Origin of the sequence: Ensifer sp. 1H6, from assembly GCF_001976035.1 — a bacterium.
In the GTDB taxonomy this organism is placed as follows: Bacteria; Pseudomonadota; Alphaproteobacteria; order Rhizobiales; family Rhizobiaceae; genus Ensifer; species Ensifer canadensis.
The window spans coordinates 1-23,533 of the sequence record NZ_MOAI01000029.1 but is presented as its reverse complement, the minus strand read 5'-3'; the positions used below and the strand labels follow the sequence as shown (position 1 = coordinate 23,533).

Sequence of the window (23,533 nt, the reverse complement as noted above, 5' to 3'; positions counted from 1 at the left end):
CTCGCGCCCCTGCCAGCGGCGCTGCACCAGCAACGCGACATCATGCCCACCAGCCCGGACCCCGCATCTGGCGAGCGCTGCTGACTGCATATCTGCGCACCCAACCACAGCAATCAACCGCGCGATGCGAGCATCGTCATGAAAATGGGCGTCCCGACCACGACGCCGGCGAAGACAAACAACGGTCCGTAAATCAGCGCGCTCAGCGGGATGATGGAGACACACGCCCGCAAACCGTCATTCAGGCAGTTGTGCGTCCCGCCCTCGAAAATGCCGTAGACGGGTAGAAACAACCCCGCGATGATCAGGCTGGAAGCAAACGCCAATGCGGCGGATAGGATGAGGCAAGCGAGTGTCTTCATGCTTTACGGCTATAGGATTTTGGTGATCCGAGCCAACGCCCGACCATTGGGCACCATCGGGGTCGGATACGCATTGAATGCGGCTACGCGGAAGAGTTGCCTTTACCTTGCCGAAACTGCTCTTGCGATAATCTCGGATGAAATCCTGTCACGACGCCCATCAACATCGACAAATGCCCAGCACAACAAAGCGGCTACTCAACAAGCTCAGGGAGATGGAGGCGCGGCGCGGCGTCGAACGCCCACCGTCTCGGGGGCTTTTGTCGCCGTTCGCCAGGGGATTGGCGGAATTCCTGCAGGACTATCGCCGCATCACCTCGTTTTATGCCGGGTCGTTTTCCATCGTCATCTATTGTGCATTCGCCAGCTACGTGGGTGCCATCGTCGCACTGCTGTTCCAGTGGCCCGCGATCTATCCGGCCGCAGCCGCCTGCCTAGCCACGATCATTCTTCGGCATTGGGTCCGAAACGCCAAAAAGAGGCACGATCGACATTATCGACCGTGACGCCGTGTCCTCCCTGACGACCGATGTGCAGGCGCCGCCGCACCGCCACAATGCGGATTGTACCGATAGCTTTGCCATGTAATGTGCCGGCCATGGATAAGACCACGACATTCCCGATCTCGCTCTCCGGTTTTGAGATCGAAGGGCTGATTGAAGCGGATGCACCGCGACTGATGCCGCTTTACCAGAACTGTCAGGACTATGTGGTTTTGGAGCGCGGCCATCCACCGGATGCAACCGTGGCGATCGAAGAATTTCAAAGCTTTCCGCCGGGCAGAACCGAGGCCGACAAGTTCGTCTTCGGATTGAAATCGGGCGCCGGGAACCTCATCGGCATGCTCGCCTGCGACCGCAATTATCCGCAGGAGAAGTCCTGGTGGATCGCCTTGCTGATGATCGATCCGGCCTTTCGCCGGCACGGCGCGGCGAAAACACTCTGCGACGACTTCTTCAGCTGGCTGAAGACACAAGGCGCGGACCGCGTGGAGCTCGCCGTCTTCGCAGAGAATGAACAGGGCCTTCGCTTCTGGGAAGGCCAGGGCTTCGAGATGGTGCGCACCGCAGGGCCGGTCCCCATCGGGACAAAGCAGCACAGAATGGAAGTCTTGGGTCGATCGCTGTGAGCGTCTCAATTCCGCACGGTTGACGGTTGCGCCGATCGTTCGCCGAAAAGCCAACGCCGACCGTTTGAATCAGCCCCTGCCATTTTCCGGCATACGCCAAGCAGCCGCGCGCCGCCCATGGATAGCGCTGCCGTTCGCCGCCTGCCGACGAACAGGGCCGCTCCGCGCACCGGTTGACCACATCTCAAAGACGACGCGCTCCGCCGCCGCACAGCGCAATGGCCATGCCCCCGAGACATCGTCACCGCTTTCCGTCAAACAGCCAGGTGAGGATCGGCAAAATGAACGGCGGATAGTTGTGCGCACCCGGATCCGGCCCCCAGATGGCGATCGCCTCGTCGATCTCCGGCTCGGGATCGCCGGCGATATGGGCGGCCACCCTTGCAACCAGCGCTTCCGCCGTTTCCGCCACCCGGTAGAGCCGGAACACCGTCACCGCCCGCCCCATGTGCAGCACGTGATAGCCGGGTTCGGCAGTCGCGGCATCGAGGTCGATGCCGGTTTCCTCCAGCGCCTCGCGGCGGATATTGCCTGGAATGTCGCAGCGGCCGTCGACCACGTCATCAGGCTCCAGCGAGCCCGAGGGGCTGTAGACCCGGGCCGGATTGGCCGTGTGCGATCCCATGCGCACCAGGATCAGGGCACCATCGGACGACACGATCACCGGCATGGCGAACAGGTGGAAGGCGGCGTCCGCGCGGGTCTTGCGCCACCACAGAAAGGTCGAATAGGGCACCACATGCCCCTCGCCGACCACGCGGCCGTCCTCGATCCGGAGCGCCCGCTGCAGCACCATCTGCCCGTCGAAGAGATGCGGGTTAGCGGCGATCTCCGCCCGCCAGTTTTCCTGCGCGGTATCCACCTGATCGAGATGGAAGGGATGCGGGCCCTCCTTCACCCGGATATCGACGCCTGAGATCGGCAGGATCTCGCCTTCTTCGGGCCAGTGGGCAAGGTTGCTTTCGAGAGTATCCATCGTCACACGTCCAGTGTCATGGCCACGGGGCAATGGTCCGATGCCTTCGGCCGGTCCCAGCCGGTGCGCGGATAGCGCTCCACCTCCTGCCCCGGCGGAAAGATCGTGCGGAAGGGCTGGCCGCCGCGGATGATTTCCGGCACTTGGGCTGCATTGCGCTGCGCGAGCGCCGGCGACAGCCAGATATAGTCGAGCTGGCAGAGGTGCCGCTCCTGCGGCCCGCGGCTGTGAAACAGCGTCCAGCGGTCGAGCACCGGCCGGCGCAGCATCGGGTTTTCGACAAAACCGTCTGCAGTCAGCACATCGAGCGCGCTTTCCTCCTCCTCGCGCGGCACGAACTCGTAGCCGTTGCGCCGGTCGCCAAGGATGTCGACCTTCTCCTGATAATCATTCATGTCGCCGCAGATCGCGAACATCTTGTCAGCCGTATGCCCGCGACCAAAGCGGCTTTCGATGATATGGCGCACGGCCTTGGCCTCGGCCACCCGCACCGGCATCGTCGCCTGGCGCCCGTCGAGCCCGTCGCGTGCCGGCCCCATGGATTTGAAATGCACGACATAAAGCGTCAGCGGCCGCCCGCCGATCCGCAGGTCCAGTTCCAGGCAATCACGCTTGAAGATCCGGTCGTTCGGCCGGCTGGAGGCAGCGAGCGCATCGTTGAAGATATCGAGATCCGCATAGGTCAGCCCCGCATGGCTCTTCACCTCGAGGCACTCGATCGGCTGGCCATCGCGCGTTTCCTCGCGCATCAGCACCGCCACGTCGATCCCGCGCGAATCATTGCCCTCGATCAGGTATTTCTGGCGATAGCCGTTGCCGACCATGCGGAAGAGATAGTTGTACTCAAACGCCTGCAGCGACGCCATGTTGTCGGCCTCCTGCAAACACAGAATATCCGCATCGCAATCGGCAATCGCCAGCGCCGACATCTGCCGCGTATCATCCGTATGCGCGATCGTCCGCGCCTCCTCCAGCCGCTGATACTCCGCCTCGCTCTTCACCTCGAAGAGTCTGAGCACCCGGTCCTGCTTGAGCTGATTGCGGAAGCCGGAAAAATCGAAGCGGCTCATGAGATTTTCAATATTGAAGGTGGCAAGTCGAAGGGACATCAAGCAATTCCATAACTGAATTGCCGCGGAGATTAGGCATTGAAGCGCAAATGTCGAGGGCGATTTCCCGGCAGGTGCGGGAGCCTCTCCTGAGTGGCCCCCAACGCTTGTTGTCCAGCGAACGGTCAGTGATGTGGAAAGCACACGCCTGCGTGTCTTCGAAACAACCGAAGACCACCGTGAAGGCGAAAACCAAGAGTTTTTTCGTGCCGACAAAGGCGACCCCATGAGAAACCGCCGGAATACAGCAAATGAAGCGGATGGATTTCTGCCCGCTGCTTGATGCAGCAGCCATGGCCCAGCGTTGTTTCCACGCCGGTGTCGAGCTGGTCTATTCGCGGTCCCAAGCCTGACGGCGGTGGGCGCATGGCCAACGTGCCGAGCGCCGGCACGTTGGCGTTCCTAGGCACCGCGCGAATTCCTCGCTGCATGAAAGCTTTTGCCGCGTTAGCCCGATTTTCGTTCTGGCTGGATATTCTGGTTGAGCCGGAAGAGATTGCCAGGATCGTACTTGGCTTTAAGCGCCGCCAGCCGTGCATGGTTGCCACCATAGGCCTGGGCGACCCTTTCGGTTTCATCCTCCGGCATGAAGTTGACGTAGACGCCACCTGTCGCATGTGGCGCAGCCGCGGCAAAGATTGCCCGCGCCCAATCGATGGAGGGTTGTTCGTCGGCCTGGTCACGCCACCTGGTGTGAACGTTCATGACAAACTTGGCCTCGCGATGCGGATAGGCGGTCGCGTCGGGTGCCACGCGGCTGCTGGCACCACCGAGCTGCCCGATGAAGATTTCACATTCATCAGTCGGCAACGTCCCTATATGTTCGCTCAGGATCTCAAACAACCCGTCGCTCAGGGCCGTGAAATTGTGCGACTTCCAATAGTTGAATGCCCCTGGCGTGAGAAGCGGATCGAATGCCGTCTGCCATGCGGAATATGGCTGCACGCCGACGACGTCGGCGATCGGTTCGCCAAGCGAACGCAGTGGTTCAAGTGCCTCCTCGGCTCTGCTCGGCTCACCGGCATAGCAGACGGCGAAGACGAGGATTTCCTTGCCGTGCACCTCTTCGGGCAGGAACGGCAATGGCGGCGCCTTACGCAGGACCACCCAAATGGTAAGATCGTCGGACGCAGCGGCCGCCACGCGGCGATACCCCGCAAGAAGTTCACGGGCGTGGGCAAACGGATGAACGATCAGCCCGGATACCAGATCGGGACCGACCGGATGCAGCTTGAACTCGAACGACGTGACCACGCCAAAATTTCCACCGCCGCCGCGAAGAGCCCAGAATAGGTCCGGATTTTCCGTTGTGTTTGCATGGACAAGCTCGCCGTCGGCGGTCACCACATCGGCCGAAATCAGATTGTCTACCGTGAATCCGTATTTGCGACTGAGCCACCCGAAACCACCCCCAAGCGTGAGACCGGCCACCCCTGTGGTTGAGTTGATACCGAGCGGGGTGGCAAGACCGAACGCCTGCGCCTCTTTGTCGAACTCTCCGAGCGTCGCGCCAGGCTCGACCCTCGCGGTGCGTGCCTTGTCATCGACCCGGACAGAACGCATCGGCGAAAGATCGATCAAAAGTCCGCCTTCGCAGACGGCATTGCCGGATATGTTGTGACCGCCACCGCGTACAGAGAGGAGCAATCCGTTGTCGCGGGCAAACTGCACCGCCTTTACGACATCTCCTGCGCCATGGCAGCGCACCACAGCCCCAGGCCGCCGATCGATCATGGCGTTCCAGATTGTCCTGGCCTCGTCGTAACCAGCCTGGCCGGCCAAACACACGTTCCCGCGACACCGAGTTCCCAACATCTCCAAAAGGTCGGTTGAAAGGGTGACCGTTTCGCCCTGAAGCCCACTAAATTGAACATCTGTCATTTCATCCTCCCTGCCGGCACGGATGTACGAGACGCCTCTTGGGGCGCAGACGGACGAACCGGCCCTTGCTTAGTTCAGTTGCACCGACAGCTTGTCGATGGTTCCCGTGAACTGAAATGGCACCTGGTAATCCCCGTCCTCGACGCCAGTGCGGGTATCGACGCCGACATCGAAGGTCTCGTCAATCGTCATGAGGAAGGGCACGGTGTTTGCGACCTTTTGACTGGCGACTTCTTTGCCGTCGACGTTCAGGACTCCGCTGCCGCCCTTGCCGGGGCCGCCACCATCGTATTTGAAGGTAAAGACGATGGTATGCTTGCCCGGAGTGAGCGCGTCCTGGCCTTCCCAACGGAATTTTTCCAGTGCCAGAAGGTTGTAAAGGAAGACCGGCTTGCCCTTCAGCAGGTAGAGCCCGTACCCGCCGAAGCGACCGCCTTGGGTGACCAGCATGCCATCGCCGCCGCCTTGCGGCACGTCTACCTCAGCCGTGACAGTGTAGCTTTTATTGACGATGTCGGGCGCGTTTCCGGATGGAAGACCGGATATTTCGCCTGAGTACGTAAACAAGGTTTTTCCGGCCGTGGCACTCGGGCGGGGTGCGAGAACGCGCTGGAGAAAGTCGTTGTCGAGCGGAAACACACCATACTTCGCCGCCTCGACGAGGAACAGTTCCTTCAACTCCTGAAGCTTGTCAGGCATCTTGGCCGCGAGGTCGTTGTTCTGCGAATAGTCCTCGTTGAGATTGTAGAGTTCCCAGGTGTAGCCATTGACCACTTCGGGCATCTTACCCAAACCGAGCAACCACGGCGCAAGCGGCGGCGTTGTGGATGCCATCCAGCCGTCGTGGTAGATGGCGCGGTTGGCCAGCATTTCGAAATACTGCGTCGTACGCCTAGACGCAGTATTGGCGTTCTCCTTGTCCCAGCTATAGGCCATGGAAACGCCTTCAATCGGCTTCTGCGCCACGCCGTTGACCATCACGGGAGCCTGAATGCCGGTCGCCTCGAGGATCGTCGGGACGATGTCGATCAAATGGTGGAATTGTGTGCGGATTCCACCGGCATCCTTGATACGGGCCGGCCAGGCCATGGCCATGCCTTGCCGGGTGCCGCCAAAGTGCGATGCCACCTGCTTCGTCCACTTGAATGGGGTGTCGAAGGCCCAGGACCACGCCACCGACATGTGCGGCTGGGTCTTGTCCGAACCCCAGACATCGTAATATTTCAACTGTTCCTTGACCGGAACATTGATGCCTTCGATCGCGGCCAGGTCGAACGGCGTGCCAACGGTGGAACCTTCGGCACTGGTACCATTGTCGCCTTCGATGTAGATGACGAGCGTATTGTCGAGCTTGCCCAAATCGTCCACCGCCTGGATCACCCGTCCGATCTCATTGTCGGTGTAGGCCACATAGGCGGCATAGACTTCCGCCTGGCGCGCGAAGAGCTTCTTGCTGTCGGCGTCGAGCGTATCCCACTTGGGCAGATCGTTGGGCCACGGCGTCAGTTGGGCGTTCGCCGGAATGACGCCCAGCTTCTTCTGATTGGCGAATATCTGGTCGCGCATGGCATTCCAGCCCATGTCGAACTTGCCCTTGAACTTATCGACCCATTCCTGGGTTGGATGATGGGGGGCGTGGGTGCCGCCCGGCACGTAATAGAGGAAGAACGGCTTATCAGGCGCAACGACGCTGAGTTGTCGCATGTAGCCGATCGCCTCATCCGCCATGTCAGTCGTGAGGTTGTAGCCGGGCTTTCCGATCCATGGAAAAATCTGTGTGTGATCGCGGAACAGGTAGGGTGTCCACTGGTCGGTCTCGCCGCCCATGAAGCCATAGAAGTATTCGAAACCCATCCCAGAGGGCCATTGGTCGTAGGGGCCCGCCAAGCTGTACTGATAGCTCGGCGTGTTGTGGTTCTTGCCGAACCAGGACGTCGCATAGCCGTTGTCTTTCAGGATTTCACCGACGCTGGCGTTATCGAGACCGAGGATGGAATCATAACCTGGATAACCGGTGGCCTGCTCGGAGATCACACCGAAACCCACGGAGTGATGATTGCGGCCGGTAATCAGAGCCGCGCGCGAGGGCGAGCAGAGCGCCGTCGAGTTGAACTGGGTGTAGCGGAGCCCCGCCTGCGCGATCCGGTCCAATGCAGGCGTGGGGACAACACCGCCGAAGGTACCAGGGACACCGTAGCCCGCGTCGTCGGTCATGATCAAAAGGATGTTCGGCGCGCCTTTTGGGGGCACGATCTGCGGCGGCCAATAGGGCTTCGAGTCTTTCGCGCTGAGCCCGATCGCACCACCGAATGTCGGCGGGGGGTTGGGGAGATATCGCCCGTCGACCGTCGTCGTGGCATCCGGGTTGCCCGGTGTGCCGGTGATCTGTTGTGCGCTCGCCGCACCAAACCCCATCAGGATTGTGATGATGGCGGTCGATGCAATCGCGGTCGATTTCATGCTACGCATGTCAACACCCTCCCCTCGTGGCAGCTCCGTCCGAGGGCGGACGCGCACTGCACCATTTCGATCTCGCTCGGCGGCCATTCCATACTGAAGAAAGGTTCGATCGGACTGTAGAGACGTAGGACTGTGCCCTTGGTCGCCTTGGGCACGGCCGGCAACATCGGCGGAGCTTTCAGAATCGGCACCTTGATTATTTCAGCGATGACGCTTCTGAGCAGGACGACGTGACGGCAGTGATTGCAGCGAATGCGAGCAACCGGACGGCGTCATTGATGCGCCGCTTGGATCAGTCTTCCGGATGTGGCGGAATACTACCACACAGATTGCGCTCTTGATACTGACTCAACCGCTCACGACCCGGCGTGGCTCGCCCCCGACCGTCGAGTAGCCGGGTGAAAGGCAGCGGCAGCTTTTGGCCGATACCGTTGAAAAACACCCCCGATGTGAAGTGGCTCAACGTCGGCGAGATATTAAGTTATCAGTTGCAAAAGCAGCGAAGGCGAACTTAGGAAGCCGCCAACAAAGAGGCCAACGAATCCAAGAGCTAGCGCTCCGACAAGTCCATGGTTCTCCCAGCCAGTCGAAGCTCCCACCGCTGTCGCTGCGACGATGATCGACACTGACCATACGATCTTGATGAGCACGACCGTGCGCCGCATGACTGTAGGTTTTTCTTGCGCCATGGCAAAACCAGTTTGTTTCGAAGCCTTTGTTGATTGAATATAATATCGAATTCTCTTTCCACGATAGCCGTGATTGATAGCCATCGTCCCATCCCGGGCCAGTAGCAGCCAAGCCAGCGCCTCTAGCTGTGAACTTTCAGGAGGTTGTCCATTTGGAGCAGATTTAGGAGACTGGAGTTACCACACCTCAGTTTTCCAGGATCGCACCGAATGAACATTCACAAGAATGCCCGACTGACGCCGTTGCATCGAGAGGAAATGGCCGTCGGACAAAACGCCCGCCCTATGAAATCCCCGTAATATCCAGCTCGTGTCCGCCCATGGCAGCCACATCGCCGACCCCCTTGCCCATGAGGATCCGGGCCACCGGGGAAACGTAGGAAATCGATCCGGCCTTCGGGTCCGCCTCGTCCTCGCCGACGATGCGATAGGTCTGCACCCGGCCGTCGTCGCGGCTGAAGGTGACGGTGCTGCCGAAGGCGACGATGTCAGTCGAGGTCGGGGCGGCGACGAGCTGGGCGGTGCGCAGCCGTTCGGCAAGATAGCGCAGGTCGCGCAAGGGGCCGGCCGCCTGCCGCCGGCGCTCGTTGACGTCTTCGATCCCGCTGGTCGCATCATAGGCCGCGCGCGCTTCGCGCTGCTGCTGCTCCAGCACCTTGAGGCCCGCTTCGGTGACAAGGTTGGGATGCGGCGAAACCGGGCGGTCGGGCAAAAGGGTTTCCGCCGCGGTTTCGGCACTTTCTTCCTTGGTGAAGGCAACGCTCACGATCGAACTCCGTTTGGACGCGGCAGGCTCTTACAATGCCTCCGCGCGAAAGCCCACTGTCGGTGAGGCACCGCGCTGGGGATGACAAGAGTAATCGCTGATATTGCCCCATCCGCGGGCGGCGGTCACCCCGCATTATCTGACGTCATCCGCTGGCATGAGGCACTTGGAAACCGGCACCAGGCAGAGGCGCGGATCGGCCATCCATGACAGTCCGAAGCCCGAATGAGTAAGGGCCATCGCCGCACCGGACGCCTCCTCTTGTCCGCAAAACCCGCGACGCGCCTCGCCACCCTTGCAATCAGCGGCTGCCCGCCTTCGCCGCCACGCACCCCATCAGGTGGCGAGCAACGGCCGCATCAATCCCTCCAGCCACTCGGCAAACACCTGGAAGCGACGGGAAAGATGCTGGCGGTGCGGGTAGAGCAGCGCCAGCGGCATCGGCTCGGCGCAATGGCCGGGCATGACCTCGACGAGGTCTCCGGCCTGCAGATGCGCCTTGACGTCATAGGCCGGGATCTGGATGAGGCCGAGATCCGCCAGGCAGCAGGCGATGCTGCCCTCGGCGCTGTTGACGGTAACGCGGCCGGCCATCGCCACGGTCCGTGTCTCGCCACCTTCGATCCACTCCCACTCCTCCACCCGGCCGGTTGAGGGCGACGCGTAGTTGACGGCGAAATGCCGGGCCAGGTCTTCCGGTTTTTCGGGCGTGCCATAGCGCGTGAGATAGCCGGGCTTGCGACATTGACGAGCTTGAGGTTACCGATCGGCCGGGCGATCAGGGCGGAATCACTGCGCGGCCCGACCCGCAGCGCGCAATCGACGCTTTCCTCGATCAGGTTCACCGCCCGGTCGGTCATGCCAAGGTCGACGTCGATACCGGGATATCGCTCGAGGAAGCTGGCGAGTTCAGGGCGACGATCAGCCGGCCGATCCGGCTCGGCAGCTCGACGCGCAGCCGGCCGGTCGGCCAGTCCTCTCCCTGGCGAAACAGGTTTTCCGTCTCGTCGACATCGGCGATCAGCCGCATGCAGCGCTCGTAGAAGGCCGCCCCATCCTGGGTCGGCGAAACCTTGCGGGTGGTGCGATGCAGGAGCCGCGTGCCCACCCGGGTTTCCAGCGCCTGCACCGCCGCCGACACCGACGAGCGCGGCATATCCAGCGTGTCGGCGGCGCGAGTGAAGCTGGCGCAGTCGACGACGCGTGTGAAAATGCGAAAAAGCTCGATCCGGTCCATGGTCAGCCGCTTATTGTTCGAGATTCCTGACAGGTTATGTCACGGACGGCGGCTTTATAACAGAGATGCCGACGATATGCTTCGGGTGGAAAGACGGCCGCAGCGGGCGGCCTTCAAGCACCGAAAAGGTTCTGGCCATGACCGATCACAGCATCAGAGGTAAATCCGTTCTCATCGCCGGCGGCGCGAAAAACCTCGGCGGTTTGTTGGCGCGCGATTTTGCCGAACAGGGCGCCCGCGCCGTCGCCATCCATTACAACAGCGCCGCAACTAAGGCCCCCTCCGAGGAGACCGTGGCTGCGATCAAGGCGGCTGGTGCCAATGCCTTCGCCTTCCAGGCCGACCTGACCGGCGCCAGCGCGGTGGAAAAGCTGTTTGCCGATGCCAAGGCCGCGCTCGGTGGCATCGATATCGCCGTCAACACGGTCGGCAAGGTGGTGAAGAAGCCGCTCGTCGACATCACCGAGGCCGAGTATGACGAGATGACCGCGGTCAATTCCAAGTCCGCCTTCTTCTTCCTGAAGGAAGCCGGCAAAAATGTCAGCGACAACGGCAAGGTCTGCACGCTGGTCACCTCGCTGCTCGGCGCCTTCACGCCGTTTTACGCCGCCTATGCCGGCACCAAGGCGCCGGTTGAACACTTCACCCGCGCCGCCGCCAAGGAATTCGGCGATCGCGGCATCTCGGTGACGGCGATCGGCCCGGGGCCGATGGATACGCCCTTCTTCTATCCTGCCGAAGGCGCCGATGCCGTTGCCTATCACAAGACTGCTTCCGCGCTGTCGAAGTTCTCGACCACAGGCCTTACCGATATCGAGGACATCGTGCCTTTCATCCGCTTCCTCGTCTCCGACGGCTGGTGGATGACCGGCCAGACCATCCTCGTCAATGGCGGCTACACCACGAAGTGACCGGCAAAGGGCGGTGCTGGCGCCGCCCGTCGACAGGACAGAAATTTCACAATAGCCTCATAAACGAGCCGCCCTGCTCCGCCGACGGAAGATCGACCGGAGCGGGCGGCCGTTCGACCTGCTGCGGCATCCAACGCCCCGGCGCTTCACGGATGGATTTCATGGCGTCTTTCCTGCCCACGTCGCCTCGCCTGCCTGCGCTGCTCGCCCTTCTCGTCATGCTCCTTCCGCCGCTCTACGCCCGGGCGCAGACGCCGCCGGCCCCCCGTGACCGTCGTTCTCACCCATGGTCAGCCAAGCGAGGAGATCGAAAGCACGCTGCGGGCAGCAGCCGCTTCCGGCCGGCCGGTCACCGTCGAATGGCGCGATGCGCCGGACACCGCACCAAAGGCACCGATCGACGCCACCACAGCCGCCGCCACAACGCCTCAGCCCCAGTCGCCCGCGGCCGACGACGCGCTCGAGGGACTATCGGCTCGCTTCGTCAATGGCCTGCAGATGGGCCTGAATGGCACCTCGGCCATCGCTGCCGTCATGGGCGATGTCGCAGCCAGCGTGCGCGCCGAGGGACGGTCTATCCTTTCGGTCACCTCGGTGGCGCTGGCGGCCATTCTTGCCGGCCTCGCCGCCGCCGGCCTGCTCGGCTTTGTCTTCCACCGCCTCATCGGCAGCCATTTCGCCATCGTCGACGTGCTGCACCGCGTGCGCGCTTCGCTGGTGCGGCTGGGTCTCGACATCATCCATCTCGTCATCTTCGCAGGCGTCGCGCATGCGATGCTAAGGTTCTTCCTCACCGCCGGCACTGCCTCGCAAGAGCTGGCCCGCGCGCTGGTAACCGTCGCCGTCACCACGGCCGCCTATGCGGTCTGCGGCCGCTTTCTCTTCGCCCCGTCGCGGCCGCAGACGCGGTTGCTGCCCATCGCCCGGCCACGCTTCCATTTCGCCATGCTGGTTGCCTATGGCGCCATCGGTGCCGTCGTCGGCGCCAGCGTGCGCTTCGCCAACGAGCGTGCCCTGGAGCCCGCCGCCATCGAGGGCTGGTTTCTGATCGGCGTCACCGCAGTGACGTTCCTGAAGCTCTACTGGTTCATCGCCGGCCGCACCGATATCCGCAATCTCTTTGCCGGCGAAGCGCCCGGCGCCGTCCGCCGCGCCATCGCATTCGTCGTTCCCGAGTTCTATGCGCTGAGTGCGCTGACGCTCTGGCTCATGGGCTGCATCGTCGCCGGCAGCCCCAACAGCGCTCAGTGGAGCTTTGCCGGCGGCACGACGCAGGTCATCCTGCTCGGCCTTCCCATCCTCGCCTTCGGCATCCATTCGCTGGCGGGTGCGGCCGCCGATCGCCGGCGCACGCCCGCCTCCTCGCCGCTGCACCTGGCCATCGCCGGCAGCGTGCAGACCGCCCTTGCCGGCGCCGTGTGGCTGATCGGGCTGCATATCATCATCGTGCTGTGGAGGCCGATCATGATCCAGGGCGATACCACCGCCGCCGTCGACTGGATCGTCATTCTAGAGCGCGTCAGCCTTGCCGTCGTCGCCAGCTGGGTGATCTGCAGCTTCCTCTGGCGCAGTTTTGAGGCCTTTGCGCCCACCGCCCGCGTCTCCATGCCCGGCGAGACCGAGGAGGAGGCGCAGATCCATCAGACAAGCCGGCTTTCGACCATCCTGCCGCTGATCCGCAATCTCGTCTTCGGCGGTATCTTCGCCGTCACCAGCCTCGTCGTGCTTTCGGCGCTCGGCATTAACATCGCGCCGCTGCTTGCCGGCTTCGGCGTGCTTGGCCTGGCGCTTTCCTTCGGCTCGCAGACGCTGGTCAAGGATGTGGTATCCGGCATCTTCTTCATCGCCGACGACGCATTTCGCGTCGGCGAATATGTCGACACCGGCAAGCTCAAGGGAACGGTCGAGCGCATTTCGCTCCGCTCGCTGCGCCTGCGCCACCAGAACGGCCAGATCCACACCATTCCCTATGGCCAGCTTCAGGCCGTCACCAACTACAGCCGCGACTGGAGCACGGTGAAGTTCGAGCTGAAATTCGAGCGCGAGGACGATCCGGAAATAATCCGCAAGACCATCAAGAAGGTTGGCCTTGCCATGCTGGAGGACGAGGAGTTCGGGCCGGAGTTCCTGGTACCCTTGAAGATGCAGGGCATCCAGGACGTCACCGAAAACTCGCTGGTCGTGCGGCTGAAATTCACCGCCCGGCCGGCAACCCCAGCATCCTGCAGCGCGAGGCGATGAAACGGCTGCTGCCCGCGCTGCGCGAGGCCGGCCTCAGCCTCGCCTCCAATGCCGTCACCGTGCGCTCCGGCCCCGGTGGCCTGAGCGACGCCGATGTGGCTGCGGCGAATGCGAGGCTGGCGAAAAAGCCGATCGATCCCGAAGCGGCCGCCGCCGAGACATAACGCTTGTCGCGCAAACGTGCGCAGCGACATGCTGCTAATACACGAGCTTGAAGCGCACCCTGGAAATCGCGGCGCGCCGTGCCACGGCATTTCCTGGCGGAAAACCGCTTCGCACTTTTCCTGGAGATGCTCTAGCCCGAAAGCCCACCCTGCCGCCGTGCAGTCTGCGGCGCATCGCGGCGATCACCGTCAAACAGCGGCCCACCCTGGCGCTCGAGCTCGTCCTGCGCCAGAGTCACCAGCACATCTGGCTGCGCCTCGCCAGCCAACCGGAAAGCGTCGTCGAAGCGCTGCGCCAGCGCGGGGTCAAGACGCTGGAGGAGCCGCGGCAGCCATTTGCCCTTGCCCGACCAGTGGCCGCGCCCGAGCAGCGCCAGGTCGCATAGCGGCTGGTGGAGGGCCGCGGCGATCGCCCGCATTTCCGCCGTCGGCCGCCTATCCCTGAGGTCGTCAAGCAGGTCGGTGATCTGGTAGCGAAGCATGTCCCGCCGCTCCGCCTTGAGCGGACCCGGCCCGCATGAAAGCCTGGCCTTTGCCTCGTTCTGGAGGGCCAGGCCGCGATCGATGTCCCGGCCGACAACTGTTCCGCCTGCGACCATGTCGAGCAGCACGGGATAGCCGCTGGCAAGATCCTGATCGACAAACCAGTTCAGCGTCTCGAAATCGTGGACGAAAGCCTCGACCGGAAATCCGCCGGCGATGAAGCTCTCGCGCCAGGCATTGCTCAAGTGTTCGTGCAGCACCACCAGATCGATATCGGAGGATGGCGTGCCCTCGCCGCGCAGGATCGAGCCGGCAACGATGGCAAACAGCGCGCCTGGATAGCGCTCGTTCAGGATCGTTTCGGCCGTGCGAACCGCCCGCACGCGCTGGGCGGCCGTGGCGTCGTTGTCGGGCAAACCCGCCTGACCGTCTCGTTCCGCGTCCATCATGCCCGTCTCGTCCATACGAAAAATCCCCCCGGGCGGCTGTCATCGCACGGGAGGATTTTCAAAGAAAGGCAGAAGGCTTCGATGCCGCCAGGAACCTGGCAGCGCGTGAGGCCGAGCCGTTACTGCAGCGTGCGGGTCGGCGCCTGGCCGGGCTGGCCGGGCTGGCCGGCGTTCGCCGCAGCACTTGCCGGGTCTGCCGCGTTGCGCTGGCTGTCGAGGCCGGTTGCCACCACCGACACGCGGAAGGTGCCGTCGAGCGTGCGGTCGAAGATCGAGCCGACGACGATGTCGGCCTCGTCATAGACTTCCTCGCGAATGCGGGTGGCCGCTTCGTCGACTTCGAACAACGTCATGTCCATGCCGCCGGAGATCGAGATCAGCACGCCCTTGGCGCCGCGCATCGACACTTCGTCGAGCAGCGGGTTGGCGATCGCCGCTTCCGCCGCCATCAGCGCGCGGCCCTCGCCGGTCGCCTCGCCGGTACCCATCATCGCCCGGCCCATGCCCTTCATGACGGATTTCACGTCGGCGAAGTCGAGGTTGATCAGGCCTTCCTTGACGATCAGGTCGGTGATGCAGCCGACGCCGGAATAGAGCACGCGGTCGGCGATCACGAAGGCATCGGCAAAGGTGGTCTTGGCGTCGGCGATGCGGAAGAGGTTCTGGTTGGGGATGACGATAACGGTGTCGGCCGCTTCGCGCAGGCGCTCGACACCCTCTTCAGCCATCTGCATGCGGCGCTTGCCTTCGAAGCTGAACGGCTTGGTGACGACGCCGACCGTCAGGATGCCGGCCTTGCGGGCTGCCGCCGCGATCACCGGCGCAGCACCGGTGCCGGTGCCGCCGCCCATGCCGGCGGTGACGAAACACATATGCGTGCCGCCGAGGTGATCCATGATCTCGTCGATCGATTCTTCCGCCGCCGCGCGCCCGACTTCCGGCAGCGAACCTGCACCAAGGCCCTCGGTCACATGCGCACCGAGCTGGATCAACCGCGACGCCTTCGACATCGCCAGTGCCTGGGCGTCCGTATTCGCCACGATGAAATCGACCCCCTGGAGCCCTTCGGTGATCATGTTGTTGATGGCATTGCCGCCGCCGCCGCCGACACCGATGACGGTGATCTTCGGGCGCATTTCGGTGATCGTGGGCTTCTTGAAATCGTTCATGGCTTTGTCTCCTAGGGCGAACGCCGCCAAAACAACGGATCGGGGCGAATCGGGCAGCTGTTATTTTAGGAATTGAAAAAAGCCACGGAGAAGGCAAGAGAAAAGGCTGATGCCACTTTCCACACATGATTTGTCATTTGCCGTTCGAGTGGGATTTCAGTCCTTCGCCCAGTTCGTCGTGGCGACCAAATTAATTCTTTTTATCAATGACTTGCTACATTTCCACATAGGCAACCGCCATTTGCCTCGGATCGAGCCGGCGCCACCCTCTTCTTGCTTCAATGGACCGAAACGGCGCGGCGCATCTCTTCCCACTCTATGTCGACAGGGCGGATCGGCCAATACAAGTGCCAATCGGGGGCAAACGTGAACTGCAAATGGCGGCCAGATTTGCCCCTCACCCCAGCCCTCTCCCCGCGTGCGGGGAGAGGGAGAACCGAGCGTGCGGCCCCCTCCAATTCTCCGCACGTCCAATTCCATCCCTCTTGCGGAATGCGTCTCGGCGGGTGCCGCAAAGTCCCTTCTCCCCGCCAGCGGGGAGAAGGTCCCGGCAGGGGGATGAGGGGCGGATCACCGCGATAACCCCGTCCCTCGACGGGCGGTCTAAGCCTCAAAGCTCGGCCGCGCCCGCACCCTTTCCAGCCAGCGCTGGACATTCCTGAGATCTCCCGGCACCTCCATGCCGAAGACGTCGCCAAGCCAGGCGCAGACGCCGGCGGTGATGTCCGCGATCGAGAACTTGTCGCCGGCAAGGAACGGCCGGCCATCGGCAAGCTCCCGGTCGAGCCAACCCCATTTCCTCGGCACCGCCTGCCGCTCGGTCTCGGCGAAGGCGGGAAACTGCCTCAGGCGGTCCTTGAAGAAAGCATCGGAATGCAGCGCGACATTGCCGATGGTGCCAAAAATCACCAGCTCGGCCCGCCGGTTCCACATTTCCACTTTGGCACCGCTGACGGCGTCGCTGCCGAAAAGCTGCGGTTCGCGGTGCGTCTCCTCGAGATAGCGGCAGATGGCGACGCTCTCGGTGATGACGGTGCCGTCATCCAGTTCCAGCACCGGGATCTGGCCAAGCGAATTGAGCGCGAGGAACTCGGGCCCCCTGTGCTCCGCCTTGGCGAAATCGACGTCCACCATCGGCAATTCGATGCCCTTCTCCGCCATGAAGATACGCACCCGGTACGAATTCGGTCCCATGCCCTGATAAAGTTTCATCGCTTCCTCCCATCGGCTCGCACGGCATGATTGCCGCCCCGTCGTGATGCAGCCACTATGCCATACCAGTTGTTTTTAGCAACCAGTTTTATTTAACTATATAGTTTATTTCGAGCCGCGGTTGCGCAAGCCGACTGCGTCAAAGTCGCCAGGCGCAAAGGTAACCCGACTTGAACACCGCCGGGCTCCGTGGACTGCTGCTGCAAACAGGAGCCGCGCATGCAGATCAGAGCCCTGGCCCTTTCGGCTGTCGCGCTTCTCGGCGCCGGCGCTTCCCATGCCGCCCTTGCGCCGAACTATCAGCGCGCCAACGAACTGACCGCGATCATCAGCGCCGTTGCCGCAGCAGTGCCGAAATATCCGATCGACAAGATCATCAGCCAGGGGCGCGACCGCTATACGGTGGTCGCCGGCAAATGCACCGTCATCGCCCACATCGTCGGCCTGCCGGCAGAGCCGGGGCTGGTCGGACCAAGACAGTTCAAGGTGGAGCTCGACAGACCGCGTTGCGATTGATGTTTCTGCCTGCCTGTCGACCCGGCGCAGATGCTGCCGACCGTCGGTCGCGATCGGCGCTTATCCTATGCCCTCAAAGCCGCCAGCTGCTGGCAATCGCGAAGGTCGCTTTCTGTCCAACAGGAATGGCCGTGCCGCCATAGGCCTTCAGTGCCTGCCCGTCCGGCAGCGCCAGCGTCAGCGCAAAGCGTTCGCCCTCGTAGACGCAAGCCTTGACCTCGAGCGCGATGCCGTCGGCGGTGAGCCGCACATGCTCGGGCCGCACCAGCACGTCGCGACGAAGGCCGCTGTCGGTGGAGCCGATCGCCTCGCGGAGCATCGGCCACTCCAGCGCCCTCGGCGCGCCCTCTGGTAGTGGTAGCCTGAGGATCGAGCCGCGGCCGATCAGCCCGCCGACAACACTGCCTTCCGGGCGGGTATAGATTTCCGCCGGCGGCGCCAGTTGCACCAGCCGCCCCTCCGACATCACGGCAACATCGGTCGCCAGCGCCATCGCTTCCGACTGGTCGTGCGTCACATAGACCATCGTTGCGCCGGAGCGCTCATGGAAGATGCGGAAGGTCTCCTCCATCGATTTACGCAGGTGCTGGTCGAGATTGGCGAGCGGCTCGTCGAGCAGCACCACATCGGGCGACGTCACCAGGCAGCGCGCCAGCGCCACCCGCTGCCGCTGTCCGCCGGAAAGGGCCGCAGGTCGGCGCTCGGCATAATCGGTGAGTTTTACCAGCGCCAGCGCCTCGCCGACGCGGCTGCGCCAGGTCTCGCCGGAAATGCCGCGCACCTTCAGGGGATAGCCGACATTTTCCGCCACGGTCATATGCGGCCAGAGCGCATAGGACTGGAACACCATCGCCATGTTGCGCTTTTCCGGCGGCAGCGCCCGCGAGGCATCCGATAGCCGGCGCTCGCCATAGTCGATCGAGCCGTCGGTCGCTGCTCGAAGCCGGCGATCATGCGCAGCACCGTGGTCTTGCCGCAGCCAGATGGCCCAAGCAGCGCCAGAAACCCGCCTTCGCGCACCGTCAGCGACACGTCGGAGACGGCAGGACGACCGCCGCCGAAATCCTTGGTCAGGTGATTGAGGATCAGTTGCGCCACGGCAGCACGCCTTCCGGTAGATAGTTTGCAAGGGCCTCGAGCGCCGCCATCAGTACCATCACCATGATGACGACCAGCACCGAGAGCGCCGACGCCAGATCGGATGAGCCGCTGTCGTCGAGGTTGAAGATCGCCACCCCCAGCGTCTGCGTACCCGCCGACCACAGCAGGGCTGAAACCGTCAGCTCATTGGCGGCTATCAGAAAGACGAGGATGATCGAAGCGCCCGCCGCCGGCGCCACCAGCGGCAGGATGACGTCGCGCATGCGTCGGAAGAAACCGGCGCCCGACAGCCGCGCCGCCTCCTCCAGCGATGGGTCCATCTGCAGGAAGGCGCTCATAACCGGCTTCAGGCTGACGGCAAGGAACGAGGAGAAATACGCAATCAGGATGATCCAGATGGTGCCGTAGAGCGATACCTTGAGGATCGGCAGCGGCGCTGCAAAGGTGAGGATGAAAGCAACCGCCAAAACAATGCCGGGCAGCGCATAGGGAATCTCGATCAGGATGCCGATCGTGCTTGAAAGCGCACCCTTGCGCCGGTTCATGAGATAGGCGGCCGGCACCGCGACGACGAGCAGCCCGAGCGCCGCCGTGCTCGCCAGGAACAGCGAATTGCCAAAGGCGCTCAGCGTCATCGTCTGGCGAAAGAGAATTTCTTCATAGGCGCGCAGCGAGACGGTCTGAAGGTTGAGCGGCACGCCATAGGCCGGAACCAGCGAGCTGGCGATCAGCGCCGCCAGCGGCGCTACCAACACCAGAAACAGGATCGCCGAAAGCGCCAGTTCGACAGCCACACGAAAGCGCCCGAGCGAAAAGGCGGCGCTGGCGCCGGAAAGGCCGATGATGCGGTAGTCCCTGCCCGCCAGCGCGCGCTGTTGAAGGATCAGCCCGGCGGCCGCGATCACAGCGATCAGGCTGGAGAGCAGCGCGATCTCGCCGAAGGTGCCGGTGCCGAAGCTCGCGAGCCGCGTGTAGATCAGCGTCGGCAGCACCGAAATCCCGGCGGGAATGCCGAGGATCGCCGGAATGCCGAAATTGCCGACGCCGGAGACGAAGGCGATTGCGGCACCGGCGATCAGCCCGGGGGCGGCCAGTGGCGCAACGATATCGAGAAAGACGCGAAACGGCGACGCGCCGGAAAGTCTTGCCGCCTCCACCCCGTCGCGCGGCGACGCAGCCAGCCCCGCCTTCAGCGCCAGGAACACCAGCGGCGCGTGCTGCACCCCGAGAAGCAGAGAGATGCCAAACAGCGAATAGAGCGGCTGCGGGCTGCCGAGCGGCGGTGCGATCCCCAGCGTTTTCAGGAGCGGGCTTGCCGGCCCGGTCATCTCCACCCAGGCAAGGGCCGTCACCTGCGGCGGGATCATCATCGGCAACATGAAGGCAAAACTCAAAAACAGTTTGCCCCTGACATCGGTGAGCGCCACGGCAAAGGCAAAGAGCGCGCCGATCACAAGCGAGATCAGCATGCCGCCTGTCGCCGTCACCAGAGTGTTGCGGATGGCCGCATAGGTCGCAGGCTCGGTCAAGACAGCGATGGAATTGCCATTGATCACTCCCGCAAAGCCGGCTTTGGCGAGGCTGATGAGCGGCAGCGCGCAGAGGAAGAAAAGGCAGGCGAGCACGAAGGGCACCAGCCAGCGCGGCTCGCCGGCGGGCGAAGCACCCGGTCTCGCGCGACCCGACCCTGGCTCGCTTGACCTCACCCGCCCCGGACGCTGCAGCCCCGCAATGGGAAAGCGCAGCCAGCGGTGCCGGCTGCGCATGGTTTCACCCTGTTCGGACATTCAGGCGATCAGTTCGTACCGAAGATGCCGGAGAAGGTCTTGAGGTCGGCGTCGGAATTCTTCACGGCCGAAGCAGCATTGATCGGCAGAACCTTGATCGTCTCGCGCGCCGGATAACCTTCGGGCAGCGCCACGCCGTTGCGTGCCGGGATATAGCCCATCTTCACCGCCGTCTTCTGGCCCTCCACCGAGATCAGGAAGTCGACGAATTTTTTGGCGGCGTCAGGGTTCTTGGCGGTCTTCAGGATGCCGACCGGCTCGGTGACGGCGGAAACGCCCTCGGCCGGGAAGACGAACTCGACCGGCGCGCCCTTGGCCTTCTCGCGGATCGCCATGAAGTCGACGATCATGCCGTAGGCCTTCTCGCCGGTGGCGACCGCCTTCAGCACGCCGCCATTGCCGCCGGCAGCCGTGGCACCGTTTTCGGCCAGCGCCTTGTAATAATCCCAGCCGAGGCCGTCGATGCCGGCAAGCGTCTGGGCGTGGATGAGGGCCGCACCCGAGGTCAGCGGGCTCGGCATCGTCACCAGGCCTTTGGCGTCGGCCTTCGCCAGATCCTGCCAACCCTGAGGCTTCGTCGAGGCCGAGGTGTTGTAGATGATGCCGGTGGTGATCATCTTGGTGGAGTAATAGGCGCCGTCGGCGTCATAGAGCGCCGCGTCGTAGTTGGCCGCTTCCGGCGACTTGTAGGCGAGCAGCTGGCCGGCTTCCTTCAGGCGCTGCATCGTCACGGTGTCGGCGATCAGAAGCACGTCGGCAACCGGGTTGCCGGCCTCGATCTCGGCCATCAGCTTGGCCATCAGCTTCGTCGTGCCTTCGCGCACCCACTCCACCTCGACACTGGGATTGGCCGCCTTGAAGGCGTCGACCGTCGCCTGCGCATCCTCGTTCGGCTGGCTGGTGTAAAGCACCAGGCTCTCGGCAAAGGCGGCGGTGGAAAGCAGCGAAGCGACAAGCGCGCCGGCAACGACGGAAACAAACGATTTCATCGGCATATCCTCGGTTCAAGATGGCGCCGAGCCTTAGAGCCGGTGTTTTACAGGGGTGTGACAGGGCCGCCGGCTGACACACCCTTGACAGCACCGGCAAGCCGCGAAATCGTGCGCCCCAAACGGATGGAGAATTGTGATGGATACTTTGCTGAAAGTGGCCGGCGCTCTGGTCATCCTGGTATCGGCTGGCGCGGCCGTTGCCGTAACCCTGCCGTCCTTCGGCGCACCGGCGGTGATGTGGGCGCTGCAATGGGCGCTTCCGGGCATCGGCATCGGCATCGCCCTTGCCGCCTTCGGCTCGATGCTCGGCCAATTGAAGCGCATTCGCCTTGCCGCCGAGCGCCAGGCCGATCTGTTCCAATCCATTCTGGAACGCCGTCAGCCCGCGAAATAACGGTACCGCTTGCGATCGGCGACGACCCTATCCCGCAGCCATCGGGTGAGACCGTGGGCTCTCGCCGCAGGTCTCTTCGACGTGCGGGAAACACGTCACGCCCATAGACAGGCAAACACGTTTCCAGCTTGGCCGCGGCGAAGATGGCGGCAAGGCTCAAGCGCAACCATCTGCTCACCACCCTTCAAAGGTGCAGCACGCACCCCGCCTGCGGGCCTGCCAGAAAAAATTCGCGAAAAAATCTGCGTCGATGTCACAGGGGCCAATCCTGGCTCGTCATGTAGTCGGAACCAACGAAAGGAAACGGAACCATGACTGCCAAGATCGACCTTTTCGCCGCCGCTCCGCAACTGATGAAGAGCTGGACCAGCGTCTCTATGTCCGTCGCCGCCAGCCTCGAGTCTGATCTCATCGAACTCGTCAAGATCCGCGCATCCCAGATCAACGGCTGCGCCAACTGCATCAACATGCACACCCAGGAAGCGCGCGCCAAGGGCGAGACCGAGCAGCGTATCTACCTGCTGTCGGCCTGGCGCGAAGCCCCCTGCTATTCCGAACGCGAGCGCGCCGCGCTAGGCTGGACCGAGGCGCTCACTCGCCTGTCGGAGGGCCATACCCACGAAAGCGCTCGTCAGGCTCTGCAGAACCATTTCACCGAGGAGGAGCAGGTGAAGCTCACGCTCATGATCAACGTCATCAACGGCTGGAACCGCCTGGCCGTCGGCTTCGGCCTCTGGATCGAGCCGGCAGCGGCAAAGGCAGTCGCCGAGGTCGCCGCCTGATGACGGGCAACGCCCAGCTCGACGCAGCGGCCGGTTTCGACCCGCTGCGTCCGAAACTCATGCGCGTTGCCTATCGCATGCTCGGCTCGGTCGCCGACGCCGAGGACATAGTGCAGGAGGCCTTCATCCGCTGGATGGGGGCCGACCGCTCCGCGGTGCGCGAGCCCGAAGCGTTCCTGCGAAGCACCGTCACCCGGCTCTGTCTCGACCAGCTGAAGTCGGCGCGGCGCCAGCGCGAGACTTATGTCGGCCCCTGGCTTCCCGACCCCGTCGTCGAGGAGGAACCGGAAGAGGACGTCACCCTGCCCCTGATGCTCGCTCTGGAGCGCCTGTCGCCGCTCGAGCGCGCCGCCTTCCTGCTGCACGACGTCTTCGGCCTCAGCTTCGAGGAAGTCGCCGCGACGATCGAGCGCGACCCGGCCGCCTGCCGCCAGCTCGCCGCCCGCGCCCCGCACCCATGTCCGCGAGGCGCGGCCCCGCTTCCATGTCGAGCAGGCGCGCGGCGTCGAACTTGCCGAAGCCTTCTTCACCGCCTCGCGCAGCGGCGACCTGAAGACGCTCGGCGCCATGCTCGCCTCCGATGTCAGCATCCACGCCGACGGCGGCGGCAAGCGCCCCCGCAGCGATGCGCCCCATCCTCGGCTTCGAGGCGGTTCTCGGCGTGCACGAAAAACTGGCGGTCGCCTTCCGCACGCAGATCTCGACGCTCGTGCGCTCCGGCTT

General features: G+C 63.3%; 21 protein-coding genes and 3 pseudogenes. 9 read left to right on the top strand and 15 right to left on the bottom strand.

The window, feature by feature from the left end; genetic code table 11:
* Positions 1 to 113: 113 nt before the first annotated feature.
* The gene (locus BKP54_RS26960; protein WP_025427511.1) at positions 114 to 362 is read right to left on the bottom strand and encodes a hypothetical protein; all 249 of its coding nucleotides are present in this window, start codon (positions 360 to 362) and stop codon (positions 114 to 116) included.
* Between the two features lie 173 nt (positions 363 to 535).
* On the opposite strand from BKP54_RS26960, the gene BKP54_RS26955 reads away from it, so the two are divergent.
* Both BKP54_RS26955 and BKP54_RS26950 read left to right on the top strand, forming a co-directional pair.
* Complete coding sequence (locus BKP54_RS26955; protein WP_025427512.1) at positions 536 to 868, top strand: hypothetical protein; 333 nt, start codon at positions 536 to 538, stop codon at positions 866 to 868.
* Positions 869 to 960: 92 nt separating this feature from the next.
* Positions 961 to 1,491: a GNAT family N-acetyltransferase gene (locus tag BKP54_RS26950; RefSeq protein ID WP_025427513.1), complete on the top strand. Its 531-nt coding sequence runs from the start codon at positions 961 to 963 to the stop codon at positions 1,489 to 1,491.
* A 241-nt stretch (positions 1,492 to 1,732) separates the two neighbouring features.
* Here BKP54_RS26950 and BKP54_RS26945 read toward each other — a convergent pair whose 3' ends face one another.
* The 8 genes and pseudogenes from BKP54_RS26945 to BKP54_RS26915 form a co-directional block, all read right to left on the bottom strand.
* On the bottom strand, positions 1,733 to 2,467 hold the full coding sequence (locus BKP54_RS26945; RefSeq protein ID WP_025427514.1) for an NUDIX hydrolase: 735 nt from the start codon (positions 2,465 to 2,467) through the stop codon (positions 1,733 to 1,735).
* A 2-nt stretch (positions 2,468 to 2,469) separates the two neighbouring features.
* Positions 2,470 to 3,576 (bottom strand): endonuclease/exonuclease/phosphatase family protein, encoded by a 1,107-nt coding sequence (locus tag BKP54_RS26940; RefSeq protein ID WP_025427515.1) that lies wholly within the window; start codon positions 3,574 to 3,576, stop codon positions 2,470 to 2,472.
* Positions 3,545 to 3,871, bottom strand: coding sequence for a hypothetical protein (locus BKP54_RS35415; RefSeq protein ID WP_128090503.1), 327 nt, complete (start codon positions 3,869 to 3,871; stop codon positions 3,545 to 3,547). Before BKP54_RS35415 ends, BKP54_RS26940 begins: the two co-directional genes overlap by 32 nt.
* 152 nt (positions 3,872 to 4,023) lie before the next feature.
* Positions 4,024 to 5,391 carry an FAD-binding oxidoreductase gene (locus BKP54_RS26935; protein ID WP_225906321.1) on the bottom strand — a complete coding sequence of 456 codons (1,368 nt, stop codon included), beginning with the start codon at positions 5,389 to 5,391 and terminating at the stop codon, positions 4,024 to 4,026.
* Between the two features lie 135 nt (positions 5,392 to 5,526).
* Entirely contained in the window at positions 5,527 to 7,917 is a 2,391-nt protein-coding gene (locus tag BKP54_RS26930) for an arylsulfatase (RefSeq protein ID WP_025427517.1), read from the bottom strand.
* Between the two features lie 476 nt (positions 7,918 to 8,393).
* Entirely contained in the window at positions 8,394 to 8,690 is a 297-nt protein-coding gene (locus BKP54_RS26925) for a hypothetical protein (RefSeq protein WP_225906314.1), read from the bottom strand.
* A 199-nt stretch (positions 8,691 to 8,889) separates the two neighbouring features.
* Entirely contained in the window at positions 8,890 to 9,372 is a 483-nt protein-coding gene (gene greA / locus BKP54_RS26920; RefSeq protein WP_025427518.1) for a transcription elongation factor GreA, read from the bottom strand.
* Between the two features lie 336 nt (positions 9,373 to 9,708).
* Positions 9,709 to 10,609, bottom strand: a pseudogene (locus tag BKP54_RS26915) (LysR family transcriptional regulator).
* A 137-nt stretch (positions 10,610 to 10,746) separates the two neighbouring features.
* Here BKP54_RS26915 and BKP54_RS26910 point away from each other — a divergent pair.
* From BKP54_RS26910 to BKP54_RS35935, 3 genes are all read left to right on the top strand, one after another.
* Positions 10,747 to 11,520, top strand: a complete 774-nt coding sequence (locus tag BKP54_RS26910; protein WP_057206216.1) for an SDR family oxidoreductase — start codon at positions 10,747 to 10,749, stop codon at positions 11,518 to 11,520.
* 267 nt (positions 11,521 to 11,787) lie between these two features.
* Complete coding sequence (locus BKP54_RS26905; RefSeq protein WP_084815194.1) at positions 11,788 to 13,761, top strand: mechanosensitive ion channel family protein; 1,974 nt, start codon at positions 11,788 to 11,790, stop codon at positions 13,759 to 13,761.
* Positions 13,758 to 13,925 (top strand): hypothetical protein, encoded by a 168-nt coding sequence (locus BKP54_RS35935; RefSeq protein ID WP_158071727.1) that lies wholly within the window; start codon positions 13,758 to 13,760, stop codon positions 13,923 to 13,925. Before BKP54_RS26905 ends, BKP54_RS35935 begins: the two co-directional genes overlap by 4 nt.
* A 131-nt stretch (positions 13,926 to 14,056) precedes the next feature.
* Here BKP54_RS35935 and BKP54_RS26900 read toward each other — a convergent pair whose 3' ends face one another.
* The 3 genes from BKP54_RS26900 to BKP54_RS26890 form a co-directional block, all read right to left on the bottom strand.
* On the bottom strand, positions 14,057 to 14,872 hold the full coding sequence (locus BKP54_RS26900; RefSeq protein ID WP_234907742.1) for a nucleotidyltransferase domain-containing protein: 816 nt from the start codon (positions 14,870 to 14,872) through the stop codon (positions 14,057 to 14,059).
* 104 nt (positions 14,873 to 14,976) lie between these two features.
* Entirely contained in the window at positions 14,977 to 16,026 is a 1,050-nt protein-coding gene (ftsZ, locus tag BKP54_RS26895; protein WP_025427522.1) for a cell division protein FtsZ, read from the bottom strand.
* 603 nt (positions 16,027 to 16,629) lie between these two features.
* Positions 16,630 to 17,238, bottom strand: a complete 609-nt coding sequence (locus BKP54_RS26890) for a glutathione S-transferase family protein (RefSeq protein ID WP_057206215.1) — start codon at positions 17,236 to 17,238, stop codon at positions 16,630 to 16,632.
* 219 nt (positions 17,239 to 17,457) lie between these two features.
* Between BKP54_RS26890 and BKP54_RS26885 the strand changes: the two genes are divergently transcribed.
* The gene (locus tag BKP54_RS26885; protein ID WP_025427525.1) at positions 17,458 to 17,754 is read left to right on the top strand and encodes a hypothetical protein; all 297 of its coding nucleotides are present in this window, start codon (positions 17,458 to 17,460) and stop codon (positions 17,752 to 17,754) included.
* A gap of 73 nt (positions 17,755 to 17,827) precedes the next feature.
* Here the strand turns inward: BKP54_RS26885 and BKP54_RS26880 are convergent.
* The 3 genes and pseudogenes from BKP54_RS26880 to BKP54_RS26870 form a co-directional block, all read right to left on the bottom strand.
* Positions 17,828 to 18,852 (bottom strand): annotated as a pseudogene (locus BKP54_RS26880) (ABC transporter ATP-binding protein).
* Complete coding sequence (locus BKP54_RS26875) at positions 18,840 to 20,642, bottom strand: iron ABC transporter permease (protein ID WP_025427527.1); 1,803 nt, start codon at positions 20,640 to 20,642, stop codon at positions 18,840 to 18,842. The pseudogene BKP54_RS26880 and the gene BKP54_RS26875 overlap by 13 nt, the downstream one beginning before the upstream one ends.
* Positions 20,643 to 20,650: 8 nt before the next feature.
* Positions 20,651 to 21,631 carry an ABC transporter substrate-binding protein gene (locus tag BKP54_RS26870; RefSeq protein ID WP_025427528.1) on the bottom strand — a complete coding sequence of 327 codons (981 nt, stop codon included), beginning with the start codon at positions 21,629 to 21,631 and terminating at the stop codon, positions 20,651 to 20,653.
* 139 nt (positions 21,632 to 21,770) lie between these two features.
* On the opposite strand from BKP54_RS26870, the gene BKP54_RS26865 reads away from it, so the two are divergent.
* The 3 genes and pseudogenes from BKP54_RS26865 to BKP54_RS26855 form a co-directional block, all read left to right on the top strand.
* Entirely contained in the window at positions 21,771 to 22,028 is a 258-nt protein-coding gene (locus tag BKP54_RS26865) for a hypothetical protein (protein ID WP_025427529.1), read from the top strand.
* A gap of 311 nt (positions 22,029 to 22,339) precedes the next feature.
* Positions 22,340 to 22,810: a carboxymuconolactone decarboxylase family protein gene (locus BKP54_RS26860; RefSeq protein WP_025427530.1), complete on the top strand. Its 471-nt coding sequence runs from the start codon at positions 22,340 to 22,342 to the stop codon at positions 22,808 to 22,810.
* Positions 22,810 to 23,533: pseudogene (locus BKP54_RS26855) on the top strand (sigma-70 family RNA polymerase sigma factor); the annotation flags it as partial. The gene BKP54_RS26860 and the pseudogene BKP54_RS26855, both read left to right, overlap by 1 nt.

Excerpts from the sequence above, each read along its gene's own strand:
- BKP54_RS26960 (WP_025427511.1), bottom strand. The coding sequence starts at position 362 with ATGAAGACACTCGCTTGCCTCATCCTATCCGCCGCATTGGCGTTTGCT.
- BKP54_RS26955 (WP_025427512.1), top strand. The coding sequence starts at position 536 with ATGCCCAGCACAACAAAGCGGCTACTCAACAAGCTCAGGGAGATGGAG.
- BKP54_RS26950 (WP_025427513.1), top strand. The coding sequence starts at position 961 with ATGGATAAGACCACGACATTCCCGATCTCGCTCTCCGGTTTTGAGATC.
- BKP54_RS26945 (WP_025427514.1), bottom strand. The coding sequence starts at position 2,467 with ATGGATACTCTCGAAAGCAACCTTGCCCACTGGCCCGAAGAAGGCGAG.
- BKP54_RS26940 (WP_025427515.1), bottom strand. The coding sequence starts at position 3,576 with ATGTCCCTTCGACTTGCCACCTTCAATATTGAAAATCTCATGAGCCGC.
- BKP54_RS35415 (WP_128090503.1), bottom strand. The coding sequence starts at position 3,871 with ATGGCTGCTGCATCAAGCAGCGGGCAGAAATCCATCCGCTTCATTTGC.
- BKP54_RS26935 (WP_225906321.1), bottom strand. The coding sequence starts at position 5,391 with ATGTTGGGAACTCGGTGTCGCGGGAACGTGTGTTTGGCCGGCCAGGCT.
- BKP54_RS26930 (WP_025427517.1), bottom strand. The coding sequence starts at position 7,917 with ATGAAATCGACCGCGATTGCATCGACCGCCATCATCACAATCCTGATG.
- BKP54_RS26925 (WP_225906314.1), bottom strand. The coding sequence starts at position 8,690 with ATGGCTATCAATCACGGCTATCGTGGAAAGAGAATTCGATATTATATT.
- BKP54_RS26910 (WP_057206216.1), top strand. The coding sequence starts at position 10,747 with ATGACCGATCACAGCATCAGAGGTAAATCCGTTCTCATCGCCGGCGGC.
- BKP54_RS35935 (WP_158071727.1), top strand. The coding sequence starts at position 13,758 with ATGAAACGGCTGCTGCCCGCGCTGCGCGAGGCCGGCCTCAGCCTCGCC.
- BKP54_RS26900 (WP_234907742.1), bottom strand. The coding sequence starts at position 14,872 with ATGGACGAGACGGGCATGATGGACGCGGAACGAGACGGTCAGGCGGGT.
- ftsZ (WP_025427522.1), bottom strand. The coding sequence starts at position 16,026 with ATGAACGATTTCAAGAAGCCCACGATCACCGAAATGCGCCCGAAGATC.
- BKP54_RS26890 (WP_057206215.1), bottom strand. The coding sequence starts at position 17,238 with ATGAAACTTTATCAGGGCATGGGACCGAATTCGTACCGGGTGCGTATC.
- BKP54_RS26885 (WP_025427525.1), top strand. The coding sequence starts at position 17,458 with ATGCAGATCAGAGCCCTGGCCCTTTCGGCTGTCGCGCTTCTCGGCGCC.
- BKP54_RS26875 (WP_025427527.1), bottom strand. The coding sequence starts at position 20,642 with ATGTCCGAACAGGGTGAAACCATGCGCAGCCGGCACCGCTGGCTGCGC.
- BKP54_RS26870 (WP_025427528.1), bottom strand. The coding sequence starts at position 21,631 with ATGAAATCGTTTGTTTCCGTCGTTGCCGGCGCGCTTGTCGCTTCGCTG.
- BKP54_RS26865 (WP_025427529.1), top strand. The coding sequence starts at position 21,771 with ATGGATACTTTGCTGAAAGTGGCCGGCGCTCTGGTCATCCTGGTATCG.
- BKP54_RS26860 (WP_025427530.1), top strand. The coding sequence starts at position 22,340 with ATGACTGCCAAGATCGACCTTTTCGCCGCCGCTCCGCAACTGATGAAG.